The following is a 14,119-nucleotide window of genomic DNA, read 5'->3' as shown; positions in this document are numbered from 1 at the left end:
TACTACAACCAAGACCGCATAAGCCTCAGACTGAATGGCTTGAGTCCGGTACAATTTCGTATCCAGACGCTGAATCAATAGCGTCCCTGTCCAACATTCGGGGGGCAGTTCACGTAAGGGCGGAACCCTAAGTGGCCGTGACCGCAGCAACGGATATGTACACAACCCCAGAAAGGAGTTGTGTAGATACCTATAGCCACCGCAGGCAAGCTCGCCCTCACCGTGTGAACCTTACAAACTGATCTGCCCCCGCTCCTCATCCGTCAGCCGTGCCTTGGCCTGTTCGCTCAACGGCCCCGCCCCCAGCACCTGCACCGGGCTGTCGGGGTTGTAGGTCGGCGCCCGGCGTGCTTCTTCCTCCCGGCGTTGCACCGGCTCGGTGCCAAACCCCAGCACTTCCACCGTGACGATCGACGCCCGGCCCTGGCGCGCTGCAGCCTGTTGGTTGCGGGCCGCGTCTTCGGCGGCCTGGGATGCCGCTGCCCCCGCCGCGCTGGCTGAGCTCATGGCCGCGGTGTTGACCGCCGCCGACACCGGCACCCCGGACGATTTACCCTGGGTCTGGATATTCGCCGCGTTGACCACCCGCAGCGCGGCAATGTTGATATTGCCCGACACACGAATCCCCGCTTCACCGGCGTCGATGGTGCCCAACGGCGCAATCAGGTCGATGTCCCCTGCCGGCACTTCCGGGATCGGGTTAAGCGTGGCGATCCCCGCACCGGTACTCGGCACCGACGGCGACAGGCTGACGTTGCCCCAGTTGTCATACACACGCCGTGGCGGGGTGTAGACCACGGTGGTCTTGGAACCCCGCCCGGCGTTGATATCGCCTGCGGCGGACCAGCCCATGATCGAGCCGCCAAAGGTGGTCATAATCCGGCTCTGGCCCAGCAGGATGCTGTCCAGGGAATACAGCTGGATATCCCCCGCGCCCTGGGTAATGACCCCGGCGGTGGACGGCGGTGCCGCCCCCTCGATGCCGAATGTCTGGCCACCACCCGGGGTGAGCATCTGGATCGAGCCACCGAAATTGGTGTGCACCCCGGCACCGCCGAACAGGGTGATATCGCCCTTGTAGGCGATGGCATTGCCGGCCACGTCCTTGTCCGGGAACAACCCGGCAATCGCCGCCCGCCCCCGCACATAGCTGCCCTCGCGCACGCCGCCAGCCTGGTTGTATTCGCGACCGGCGGCCTTGAGTTCGGCAAAGTACACCTCACGGGCAAACACCCGCTGCTGCTGCGCCGACAGCGCCGCGTAGTAGGCGCGGGCCTGTTCACTGTCACCGACAAACCCGAAGCGCTCGGCCAGCCACCCGGCCAGTTCGCGTTCGTAGGTCTTGGCGACTTTGCCTCCCAGCAGCGTCAAAGGCTCGCCCGTCTGCAGTTGGTTCTCAGGATTCAGGTAAGTCTCGACAAAGCGCCGGTAGTCCGGACCGTTGGGGCCAACACCCGCCAGCATGACGATGCTCGCGCCGGGACGGCTGTCACCTGCGGCCACGGCGCCAAGGCTGTTGACGCTGACCTTGTCCTCCATAAGGAGGTTGCGCCCTGCCGTCAACTCCAGGGTGCCGGGCCCTGCGACATTGAAGTTGCTGTAGAGCATGTCGCGCCCGGCACTGACAATGGAGATGTCAGTCAGGCCGTTATGCACGAACAGGTTGGCGTCGAAGGCATATTCACCGGTATCCACTTCGCCACCGCTGGCGCCCCCCAGGCGCGTGCCGCTGCTGACGATGTCACGCCCCGCCCGCATCCAGACCGGGCCTGCGCCCTCATAAAACGTTTGCCCCACACGCGGGTCTCCGGCGCTGGTGATGGTCAGGGCACGCCCACTGTTGACGCCCAGCAGGTCACCGCTCAACGCATAAAAACGCGCAGGTTCCAGGGTATCGCCCCACGACGTGCTGGCCGTGTTGGCACCGAAGGTGAACAGCGGGAAAAGCCCCAGGCGCGCAATGTTGCTATCGCCGGAAAGGTTGCCGCTGCCCGCGATGGGCAGGGAGTTGACGAAGCCCAGGAACGCCGGGTTGAGGATCGTCGCCATGCTGTCCGGCGCGGCGCTGGAACGGCTGACGGTGAGGTCGCCGCCATAGATCGAATCCCCAGCCAGCAATTGCAATTGACCGTTGGCCGATGGCGCCAGCACCAGTGCCGCCAGCGGTGGCAGCGAGCCAGGGTTGGCGGTCGCGGCACGCCCGTAATACAGGCTGCCGCTGGCGGCCACCGCGCGCAATGTGGCGGGATAGACCGCCGCCATATCCGTCTCCAGCGTTTGCGTCAGCGGCGTAAGGTTGCCACCGGCCGAAAACAGGTCCACTGCCGTGTTGCGGGTCCACAGGCTGAACCAGCTCTGCCCTACGCCGTTGACCCCGTCGTTAACGTAGGCCAAGGCATTTGTCTGCGCGACGCGCCCTGGATCGGCCACATCCTGCAGCACCAGGTCGCCACGGGTGGCCAGGTTGAAGGTGGCATCACCGGGTAACAGGCTCAAGCCACCGGCCGCCGCGGCTGACGTGGCGCGCAGTGGATCATAGGCGCGGACTTCGCCGGGGCTCTGGTCGATCACCCGGCTGCCATAACGCAAGGTCAGGCTGCCCAGGGCGCCGCCGGTCAGTTGCACGTGCCCACGCAGGTTTACCAGCGTGCCGTTGAGGTGGTCCTGGGTAATCTGACTGCCTGGGTTCACGGCACCGCCGACCCGCAGGTTCAAGTCGCCACCGCCGGTCAACTGCAGGCTGCCGTCAGGCGCCACGCGCCCGGTGCTGCCCACCGCCAACACCAACCCCTGGCTGCGCAAGTTCACCGCCTGGGGCACATAACCGGCAGCCAATGGCCGGATGATCCCGGCATCGCCGCCCACGTCGACATTCAGGTTGCCCCCGCCCAACGTACCGAAGCCGGTGAAGCCCACCATCTGGTCGGCGCCCCCCGCCAGGGCAAGGTTGCTGGCGTAGGTACCAAAATTGATCCACCAGGCCGTCGCTTGTGCCGCCGAGCCACTCAAACCATTGCCCTGGCGCCATAACCAGTTGCCGACATTCGCCGAATCCTGGCCGCGATCGTTGCGGACCGGACGCCCCGAGGCACTGAGTGACGGGCTGGTGATGTTACCGGTCAGGTTCCCACCCACTTTCAACGACAGGTTGCCGCCTGCCTCCGGATACCAGGCGCGGTACACACTGTCTGCGCTGCCATTGACCAGTTTCTCGTTGCCACCCACGCTATTGCCCAACACCTTGGCGTTTTCGCCAAGCGCCCGCGGCAGGTTGTAGGGGTCGTTGGCCGAGGTACCCGTGGAAGAACTGCCAGCGGTGTAGACCCCGTACAGCGATTCCATGCTCAGATTGCCAGCGGCCAGCAAGTCCAGGTCGGCGGCGCCGGTGCGGACCACGCTGAAACGGCTACTGCCCCCCGCCACCAGGCTGTAGGCATCACCGCCCGACTCACAGGAGCCGGGGTAGTCCGTGCAGGTTCCAAGGTTGCCAGGGCTCACGGGCTTGCCGACCATGCTGGTGTCGCCGTAATTGTCGATGGAACCCTGCTCGGTCCAGACCAGCACGCCCTGGGCGAACATGCCGTAATGGCTGTCGGCCAGACGCAGGTTGCCGGTCACTGGAGAAACTTGCAGCCTGCTACTGTCGGCCGCCTGGGTGTCGGCCCCGGCCACCAGGCGGATCTCCCACGCCTGGGAGCCTTCCGTCAGCATCGGCGCAACGCCCCAGTTCTTGCCCTGGCGGCCGGCCTCCTCGACCCGCAATTTCACCGACTTCGCATTGCCTGCCAACTTCACATTGGTGCCGGCCGGCAACAAGGCGCCACGGGGCAGTGCCTTGCTGCCATTGAGGGTCACGAACGCAGTGCTGCCCAGACGCCCGGGCAATGGCACGCCCTTGGGCCAGATCATCGCCCTGACACTGGTGTTGCTGGTCAACAGGGTACCGGCCCCCAGAACCGTGCCGGCCTCCAGGGTCTGGCTCTGGCTCAGCAGCGTCCCCGCCGCGAACAGCTGCGTGCCCGAGCCGTCGAGTATCGCCGCCGCCAGTACCGTACCGGCAGGCAGTACCAGGGGCTGGCTGAGGGTCACCGGCACCGGCAACCGCGTACCGTTCGCCAGGCTCAGGGCCTTGATCGACACATCGAAGTTGAGGATCGCGCCCGCCGGAAACCTGGTGCCGTCGGCCAGGGTCACGCCCGTGCCTGGCACTACTTGGGTGCCGCCGGTGTAATTGATCCCGGGGAGCAGCACCCAGCCGTTGTCATCGTCGCTCGGCGGTGGCGGGGCAAAGCCGTCGTTGATGCTGCCGTAGATATTCAAGTCGCCGCCGGCGCGCAGGGTCAAGCGGCCGACTTCGCCGGAGCCATACACATCCGGGTTTTTCTGGGTATGTGGGTTGAGGCTGGCGTAGCGATAACCGGACAGGTCCAGGTCGCCCTGCACCACCAGGTCACCCTGGGGCGTCTTGCTGACAATCTCCACCCCCGGCCGCAGATGCAAGGCGTCGGCGTACGTGGCGTTATTCAGGCCCGCGAGCTTGTTATTCAGTAGGTCGTGGTTGCTGAGGGCTGCGTTGATAAACAGCACGCTCAGCTCATGTTTTTTGTCCAGGTACTTCTGGTCGATCACCTGGTACGGACGCCCACTGGCCGTGGCATCGGTCTTGGTCGGCGCATCGTCGTAGCTGATCATGCCGTTGAGGGCAATCGAGCGCGCGCCCTGGATATCCAGGCGGCCACGGGCATCAATGGCAATGTCATCACTGTTCAAGCGCGGAGCATTGAGCTCCAGGGTGCCACGGCTGCGACCGTCATGGCCCACGCCCCCATCGGTCCCATGGCGCAGGTCGATACGCGCGCCATCGGCCAGGGTCAACTGGCCCTGGCCCGAACCCAGCACCACCATGGCGCGGTTCGGCGCGTCGATGATCTGGCCATGGCTGTCCACCCGCAACTGGCTGCCATGGGCATCGAGCACGGCGCTGCCGTCCAGGGTCAGGCCGGTCTTGGCCGTCAGGTTGATGCTGCCCACCCGCTCGCCACTGGCATCCACCCGCCCGGTGACGCGCAGGCTGCCATTGTCCAGCGAGACACTGACGCTGTTGGCCTTGACCTCATTGCCGATGCTCAGGTCGCCCTGCTTGAGCTGGAAGCTGCGCGCCCCAAACACCTGGCCTTGGTTGAGCCGTTGGTTGAGGGCGGCAAACTGTTCGTCCAGGATGCCGCTGGTGCCCAGGCGCTGGGCCTGGATTTCAACCGTACCGGCCAGGTACGGCACTCGGGTGCCGCCGGCATCGTAATAACCGCTGCTGCCTGCCAGAAGCTTGCCTGCCAGGTCAACCACACCGCCTGTGTCACCCACGGCCACGGCCCGCAGCTTGCCCGCCTGGTTGTGCTGCGCCGACAGGTCGATGGTTGAGCCGGTGGCCTGCAGCACATTGCCTTCGCGGCTTTGCAGCGATACCTCACCCCCCACGCCATATTTAGTCAGGTCGTTGAAGACGATGGCGCGACCGGCCACATCAATCAGTGCGTCATCGGTCAACACCACGTCGCCACGGGCGTCGAGGGTGACCTTGCCGCTGGGCAGCACCACCGCGCTGGCCAGGCGAATGCTGTCGCCCTGCAGCGACAGCTCGCCGCCCAGGCCCTCGACCTTGCCCCGGGCCCCCGCCGAGGCGCCGATATCCAGGGTGCCGCCGGCGGTGATGCGGTTTACCGAGCCCGCCTCGCCGGTCAGCAGTGGCGTGAGAATGCTCAAGTCGCCGCCGGTATAGGCAAAGCCCTTGAGCGGATCATAGGCCCCCTGGCGCTGATAGACCGACAGGCTGCCCTTGTGGTTGGCGGTGATGCGCTCACTGGCACTGAGGTTGACGTGGGCAAACCCCAGCGCCAGGCGATCGAAGCGCTTGGTCGTGCTCGGCTGGGCAAAGTCGCCATAGCCGAACTCGATGCGTTCGGCCTGGATATCCAGGCGCCCATTACCGCTGCCGGCGCCGCCGTCGATGGCGGCAACGGCCGGCGTTTCAGCGCCGAGCCAGATCAGGTTGGCGGTGTGGATGCTCGCCACATCACTGGCGCTGCCGGCCCCGTAGATCGCCGGGGCAGCCAGCATCAGGCGGCTGAGCAACGACTTGCCGGTCACCGCGTCATAGGTGTCGAGGGCACTGGAGCCATAGAAGTTGAAGCTGTCGCGGGCCGAGAGTTGCAGGGTTTCCAGGGCCGGCGCGCCGAACTGCGTGTCACCACGCAACAAGCGGTCCAGCACCTGCTGGGTCAGGGTCATGCCGGCCGGCAGGCGATTGCCGGCCGCCGCTGCAGCCAGGGCTTCAGGGCTGCCGACGTTAATGCTCGCCAGCCCCAGGTTGAGGTGACGGGTGCCGTAGCGCACCTCATCCCCCATCTGCAACGTCTTGTCGGTCAGGGCGACGATACTGCCCTCGGAATACAGGGCAGTCTGGCCGCTACAGGGCGCGCTGTTGCACGCCCCCAGATTGATCCCGCCACTGGCTGCGCCGCCGGCTTGCACGGCGTTGACCACGTTGAGCAAACCGTTGGAGACCGCCAGCATATTCGCCACCTGGTAGACGAAACCGTCTCGTGCGTCATAACTGGCCTTGCCCCGGCCAAGGGTATTGATCGAGGCGCCCTGCTCCATGACGATCTCGCCGGTGGAGCTCACCAGGAACACTTCCGGTGCGGCCAGGCTCGCCCCTTCACGCAAGGTAATAGAGCTACTGTTGGCGCCGACCACGTTGATGTAGTTACCGCTCTGGCCATACGAAACCTGGGTCATCCCGCCAATCATCAGGCGTGCCGCGCCCAGCGCATTGAGGCTGGCCGCCCCCACGCTGACGCCCTCGAACCCCTCCGTGGCGGCCTTGCCTGGCGCCATTACTTCGATCCCGCCGGTTCCCATGTTCATCACTGCAACAGTGCCGGCAAAACCGTCGGTGGCCGCCTCAAAGCGGCCGATACCGGCGAACGAAAAGGCGTTCGCCCCACCACCGGGGTGCAACGCCAGTTTCAGGGTCTTGGCATCCACCGGCAGCAACGCCCGTGGCACGCCGAGCTTGGCCGCATCAGCCACGGCGAACTGCGCATAGCCGGTTTCGTTGTACTGGGAGTAGCGGCGCAGGGTGTCGGCCGAGGTCAGGATTACCTGGCTGGCGACCCGGTTACTGATCCCGGTGTTGACGATGGACAAGCGCCCGGCAGCCGACCAGGAGCCATTGCGCAGCGCCTGTGGCACCTCTTCGGTGCCGCGCCCCGCGAGGCCGTTGATTTCGACACGGAACGCCCCCGGCATCAGCGCATAGGTGGAGGGCATCAGGGTATAGGTGCCTGCGGCCAGCCCCGGGACGCCAGCGTCCAGGGTGATTTGCTGGCCGAGCAACGGATCGACTGCGCCCCCCTCCGGGGCCACCGGGGCATAACCCGGTTGCGCGCCGGGCACGATGGCGTACACCGGGTTACTGCCCAGGCCCGGCAGGACAAAGCCGCCGTGGGTGCCGACCTGCATCAGTGGGTTATAACGCGCATCGGTGGAGCCGCCACGGCCGGAAATAAACCCGGCACCGAGCAGTTCGCCGCCGCCGGACAGGTCCAGCGTGGCCTCTGGCAGCACCGCCACCGATTGCCCACCGAGGATTACCCCCACGCTGAGATCGCCATTGAGGTTGGCAATCGCCCCCTGGCCGAGGAACGACACCGTCTTGCCGTTGTACTGGTAGACCTGGCCATCCACCGTGCCGCCGTAGGGCAGCACCAGGCCCTTGCCGCTCACCGAAGTCAGGCTGCCGGGCAGCAGTTCGACCTTGTGGGTGCCCAGGATGCCGACCTCGATCAACCCCAGGGGCGCACGCACCACCCCGCCCTGCCTGATGCTCGGGCCGCCCAGTTGCAGGCGACCGAAGGCCGAGTAAGGCACCGCGCCCGTCTCGTTGCCGGCACGGGCGATGGTCAGGGTGCGCGTCGGGTCGTAACCGTCAACCCCATCCAGGTAACCGGCCAGCACCCGCGCGCCGACTTCGGTGGCCGGGTACAACTGCGCGGCCTGCAGGGTCATGTCGCCCCGGGTCATGATCTGCGTACTGATCCCCTGGGCGACCGCATCGGCGCTGGCCCCCGCGAGAAAACGCAGGTCGCCCTGGCTGCTCAGCTGCACGTCATCGAAACCACGGCGGTCGACGCTCAACTGGCTGTTGTCGGCCTGGGTCAGGTTGCTCTTGTTGCCGAACAACACATTGCCGCGCACCTCCAGCAGATTGGCACTGGCAGTGAACTGCGCCTGGCTGGCGCGTTGCGACATGGCGCTGGTCAACACCGGATGCTGGTATTGGTCCTTGGCCTCCAAGGGCGCAAGGATGCCCGCCAGCAGCAGGTGCGGTGCCGACAGATTGACCCGGGCATTCTGCGCAGCCTGCTCACTCAGCCCCAGAGCGCCACTGTACAGACGCAGGCTCTGGCCCATGTGCAGCGACAGATCACCGTCAACATTCAGCAGACCATTGCTCAGCAAGGCCAGGTTGTCGAACCCGCCGGCGCTGACCTGGTCCACGCCCAGGCGAGCATGCCCGTACTCCAGCTCCGCAGCCGCGGCCTCGGCAGTGCCCGCCAGCGTGCTGGGCTGGTGGGTCTGGCTGAGTAACAGTTCCCGCGCCTTGAGCACGCGGTCGCTGACCGCGCTCCTGAGGTAGTAAGGGCTTTCCAGGGCCAGGGCCAGGCTGCCGCCCGAGGCCCCGGCACCACCGGCCCGGGCCACAAAGCGCCCGTCCAGGTACAGGCCATTGTTGGAGGCAAGGCTGATACTGCCGCCATTGCTGGCCACCGGTACCCGGCCCTGGCCCGGCAGGTCCAGGTCCGCCTGGGCCCCGGACGCCTCCAGGCGCGCACCGTCACGCACCACCACAAACACATCACTGGCCTGGGCAATGCCGGTAGCGAGGTTGATCGTGCCACCGAGGCTGATACTGCCGCCATTGCGTACCAGGCCATAGTGGCGGCCACGATTGTCCACGGCGCTTGCCGCCCGCGCCGCCACGTCGATCAGCGCCTGCTCGCCGACCCAGATCGAACGCCCATGACCTGCGGCATTCACCGCCTCGGAACTGGCCACGTTCAGCCCGCCCAGGCTGACGCTACCGCCCCAGGCGTTGAGCGAACCGTTGACGGTCAACTGGCCGACGCTGCGCAAATTGATGGCCTGGCCCGGATCGACCGTGATAACCGCGCCCTGGCCGACGCTCAGCGCGGTGCTGGCCAATTGCGCAGCGCTGGAGTCGAGGTGCCCGGCCGTGAGGCTCAAGCTGGCACCGCGCCGCTGGCTCAGCACGCTCTTGAGCGCGTCCTGCTGATACAACTCAGGTGTCCACACCTGCATCAGGCTCGCCGGATCAGTGCCACTCGGCAGCGTCTGCACCTGCTCGCCAACCCGGTACACCGGCACCTCGACCCCGACCTGAGTGCCGTCAGCAACAATCAACCCTTCGTTGCCGGTGATGTCATACGCCGAGAACCCTTTCTTGAAAAAGTCCCCCGCCAGGTGCAGGGTGCCCGCGTCCGGGCTGCCTGCATCGCCGATCAATACCTGGCGCGACTGCAACGCCAGGGTGCCGCCACCGCTGACGCCATAACCGCGAATCTCACCGCCCAACACCAGGGCGCCCTGCGCGCCCAACGTCACGCTGCCGCCCTTGCCACCGCTGACCTTGCCATCCTGGCCGACCGTAGCGCCCGAAGACACCTGCACCAGGCTCTGTGCCCCCAGGCTCACATCGCCGGTGCCACGCAGCGCCACCTTGCCGCCATTGGCATAAGCCACACCCTCGGTGAACGACGGCTGCAGGGCCAGGTTGTTCCAACGCCCGGACGCATCCAGCACCACCCCGGCGGCCACCGCGACGTGCCCGCTGCCCGCCAGAATCACCTCTTCAACGGCATTCTGCCGATTGAGGTTGACCTGACTGAGCACGTTGCCGGCGTGGAGGCTGCCACCGTGGGCGGTCAGATTGGCGTTGACCGCCACCTGGGGCCCGTACAGGGTGATATCGCCACCGTCGGCCACCGACAACCCACCATTGACCGTAATCTGCTGCTTGGCGCCGACCTTGATCGCGCCCAACTGGAAGCCGTTGAGTTGCGCGCTGTCGAGCACCAGCGTGCCCTGGCGCCCGGCCGGCAGCGCGGTGCCCAGGTCGAGGCCGGCGGCGATTTTTTGTGTGCCGCCTTCGATCAGCACCTGCTCCATACCCGGCGTCAGGGCGTAACGCAGAGTGCCGGTGCTTTTGTTGAAGATCGGCGTGTACTGGCCAATGATCAGTTGCGCACGTTGGGCCTGGGCCTTCTGCGACTGTTGGTAACCGTCGAGGTTGATGTTCGGCGCCTGGGTCTGGCGCTCGCCCTGGAACACATCACTGATCAACTGCCCTTCAAGCACCGCATTGCCGGTACCGATCACCAGCTTGCCGGCATCGCGGCCCACGGTATAACCGGCCTCGAAACGTCGCTGGGGGGCGATCAGCGGGTTGTAGTACAGGTCGGTACGGCCCCAGCGTTCGCTGGTGTCTGCAAAGCCTTTGTAAAGCCCGGCGTAGAGAATATCGCCCGGTGCCTTCGACAGCTCATACAAGCGCCCGTCCGAGCCCTTGAGCCAGGTTTGCTGGACATAACCGCCCTGCACATCCACGGTGCCGCCCGACAGATTGATCTGCGCACCCTGTTGGGTTACCACGTCATCCCCCGTGAACGTCACGCTACCGCCCTGGGCCATCCACTCGCCCACCGAGTGCCCTTGCGTGCCCAGATAGCCACCGACTTCCAGCAGGCCGCCGGCGGTGTACCAGCGGTCCGTCGCGTAGCCGTTGGTACCCGCCGGTACAAACACCAACTCGCGCAGATCGACCCACACATCGTTGTTGATCAATTGCCCGCCATCGCGGTTGACCGGCGCATCGCGCTGCTCGTTGCCCTGCACGTTGATCTTGATGTTGTTGGCTTGCATCGCCACCTTGACGCCGATGGCGCCGGACACGTCGATCATCGCCCCCTCGCGCACCAGGCTGCGCTGGCCGGCGCTGACCGCGACCTGGCCACCGGTGGCGAGGGTTATCGAGCCTTTCTGGAAGTCCACGGTGCCGCCGCTGACGATCTCGATGCGCGACTGATCGGTACGGTCGGCCACCCTGCCCAGGTTATTGAACTGCCCGCTGGCCTGGGGGTTCACCAGACCGTCGAGATTGACCAGGCCATTTTCGCGCTGGTTGTTGAGCGCGGTGGTGCCGCTGCTGTCGAGCAGGATCGCAGTGGTGCTGCCTTCGCCCAGGCTGACGCTGCCGGTGGTGTCGCTGGCCGAGTTGAGTAAGTGAAGGGTGCCACGGGTGTCCACCGACGTGCTGGCCAGGGCTACGCCGTTTTGCTGCACGGTGTGCCCGGTCAGGGTGATGTCGCCGGTAGCGGCCATGATCAGCCCGCTGTTGGTCACGCTGCCCGCGCTGCTGCCGGCCTTGAGGCTGCTGGCGACTTCATTGCCGCGTGTGGTGGAACGGGCATTGCCGGCGGTACCCACGCCCTTGCGGATGTAAAAACTGTCGCCGGCGGCCAGGGTCGTCTGGCCTTTGGCGGTGATGAGGGTGCCGGCGTTTTCCACTTCCGTACCCAACAGCAAGGCATAGCCACCGGCATCGGTGGACGTCGCCGCGTCATGGGTCTGGATCAGCGCCCCCCGCTGCACCTGGACCTTGCCCGCGGCATCGGTGAACGTTGGCTGGGTGCCAGTGGCGTCGAAGTAGATCCCGCGCTGGGTGAATTGCTCGTCGGTGATCGCCGCCGCCGCCGCCACCAGGTTGCGCACGTTGACCTGGCTGCTGCCGCTGAACACCACGCCATTGCGGTTGATGATCATCACGGTGCCAGCGCCCTTGATCTGGCCCTGGATTTCACTGGGGCGCGCGTTGGGGTCATTGACGCGGTTGAGCAAGGCCCAGTTGGACTGCTGCTGGAAGTCGACGGTGGTGTTGCGCCCGACGTTAAAGGTTTCCCAGTTGAGGATGGCCTTGTCGGCGGTCTGTTCGATGCTCACCGTGGTCTGGCCACCGGCCTGGCTTTGGGTCGGGCCCTTGGCGTTGATCCAGCCTTGGGTCAGGCTGTTATCGACCTGCAAACCGCCCTTGCCCAAGCCGTCGGGAATCGTCGAGACCTGGCCCAACGCGGCCTGGCGCCCGGCCGCCTGGGCAGCCTGCTGGGCGGCAATCGCCGCTACGCTGTTGTTGAGGGTGCTCAGTGAGCGCTGCATCTGCTGGTTGACCCGCGCCTGCTGGGACAACGGCGGCGGCATCCCCGGCACCTGCGCCCCCGGCCGCGCCGCCGTGGCTGCCTGGGACGCGCCCTTGGCGGCAAACCAGCCGGAACTGAACGCCGTAGCCCCCTGGGCACTGCCCGCCACCAGCAACAAGGCAATGGCATGGGCCAGCGGCTTGAGGCGCAAGACAGTCTGGCCGCTCGGGCCGCGGGCATTCAGGTTTACCGGTGGTTTGCAGCGGACCATCTGGAATCATCCTTCTGTGTGGAGATGCACATCACGTATGGGAGGTAGGCGGTTGGCGAGGGGCAGCACTGAACTTCTGTCATGGAAAATTCATCTGGGCTCGGCAGCGGCTACGGGGTGAGCCAATAAAAAATCAGCAACGGCACAGGCCGTTGCTGATCAGGGGTTGCAGGTCGAGGAACGCGGGCGTTACAGCGGACGACCGATACCGTTGCAGACGTCGGTCTTACCGATGCTCAGCGGGTTGCTGGCGGTCAGGAAGCTGCTGCGGATCGCGCTTTTCCAGGAGTCTGGCAGTGGCACGAAACGGTTGGCGCGGATGGCGTCATCGTTGTTCACGGTCTCGCCGTAGTGCTGGGCAAAGAAGTCACGGACCTGGTTGGACTGGGTGCCGTTGATATAGCACTGGCTGAAGATCAGGTTGGTGAAGCCCAGGATCGGGTAGCCCGACGTTGGGTAAGGCACCACGCCGGCCACGCCGTTTTTACCGAACACAGGTACCCACTTGTCCGGGTTGCCACGGTCAGCCACGGCGGGCACCGAAACGTTATCAATCGCCTCGGAAACGTTATCCGGAGCAGGCGATACACCTTCGGTGTTGCTTGCCACGTCCTTGCCGACGCGAGCGACCTTGGTCGCGTCGTCCAGGCCTTCCAGGGTGGTGGCCGCGTAGTCAGGGCTCATGTAGGTGATACGGCCTTCGGCGACAGTCGTATCGTTCAAGGCACTCATCACGCCCTGGCTGCCGGCAGCCGCAACGGCACCGGCCGGCAGGCCACCGCTGTAGCTGTTGGCAAAGGTGGTGGTAACGGCGAAGCTGCCGGTTTCAGCGCACTTGGCGTTCAGGAAGCGCGTGAACAGTTCGGTGGTGCCGCTGCTTTCGCTGCGGTAAACCACGGTGATTGCACCGCTACGGCCAGCGCCGGTGATCTGGCTCCAGTTGTTGATACGCCCGGAGAACACACCGCACAGCTCGTTGACGCTCAGGTCAACCGCATTGGCACCGCTCTTGCGGAAAGGAATGGCCACCGAAGTGGCCACCGACGGCACCTGGATCAGCTTGCCCCAGCCTGGCTGCTTGGCAGAGGCATAGGTGGACAATTCAGTGGCGCTGAGCTTGGAGTCGCTGCCGGCCCAGTGCACGTTCTTGGTGGTCACGCCGGGTACGAGCTTGTCGTATTTGTTTTCCAGGAACGCGGCCTTGCCGTTGCCGCTGCCGACACCGATGTAGGCGGCGAAACCGGCAGTCAGTACGCCGGGCGTCTGGTACAGCGGCTGTGGCAGGGTTGCGCCACCGCCGTTGACATCAGCGAATGCAGCCTGGGCCGAGCAGAGGGCCGCGAGGGTCATGGATACCGCGAGAACGTTGCGCTTAAACATGAAGAAGCTCCTTTCGTCGTATTCATACGTTGAGGTAGATGGCTCTTGCATGACGCCATGGCACTCGGTTCACACGCCGTGATCCAGCGGGCTTGCGGGGCGAGGCCATGGACACGAAGGTCGCAGTTTCCGATGACAGATAAGGGAAAAAACCTCGGGAGGAACAGCTTGATTTTTAAAAAGATTCTCGGGTGTT

The 14,119-nt window shown here is 65.4% G+C and carries 3 protein-coding genes; 1 reads left to right on the top strand and 2 read right to left on the bottom strand.

The annotated features are described in order from the left end of the window. Positions 1–81 (top strand): IS3 family transposase (locus JFT44_RS29245; RefSeq protein WP_130898233.1); only part of this gene is annotated, 81 nt, incomplete at its 5' end. A gap of 150 nt (positions 82–231) precedes the next feature. On the opposite strand, the gene JFT44_RS26095 is transcribed toward JFT44_RS29245, so the two are convergent. Then, a complete protein-coding gene (locus JFT44_RS26095) occupies positions 232–12,543 on the bottom strand; it encodes a filamentous hemagglutinin family protein (RefSeq protein WP_076965001.1) in 12,312 nt (4,103 codons plus the stop codon). A 189-nt stretch (positions 12,544–12,732) separates the two neighbouring features. After that, entirely contained in the window at positions 12,733–13,923 is a 1,191-nt protein-coding gene (locus JFT44_RS26090) for a substrate-binding domain-containing protein (protein ID WP_076965000.1), read from the bottom strand. Between the last annotated feature and the right edge of the window lie 196 nt (positions 13,924–14,119).

The sequence above is a fragment of the Pseudomonas sp. MF5691 genome (assembly GCF_016405645.1).
Taxonomy (GTDB): domain Bacteria; phylum Pseudomonadota; class Gammaproteobacteria; order Pseudomonadales; family Pseudomonadaceae; genus Aquipseudomonas; species Aquipseudomonas shahriarae.
The sequence above is the reverse complement of the archived record's forward strand: the minus strand, read 5'-3'. Positions and strand labels throughout refer to the sequence as shown.

What these genes read in the sequence shown, in the direction of transcription:
- JFT44_RS26090 (WP_076965000.1), bottom strand. Translation starts at nt 13,923, where the DNA reads ATGTTTAAGCGCAACGTTCTCGCGGTATCCATGACCCTCGCGGCCCTC.
- JFT44_RS26095 (WP_076965001.1), bottom strand. Translation starts at nt 12,543, where the DNA reads ATGGTCCGCTGCAAACCACCGGTAAACCTGAATGCCCGCGGCCCGAGC.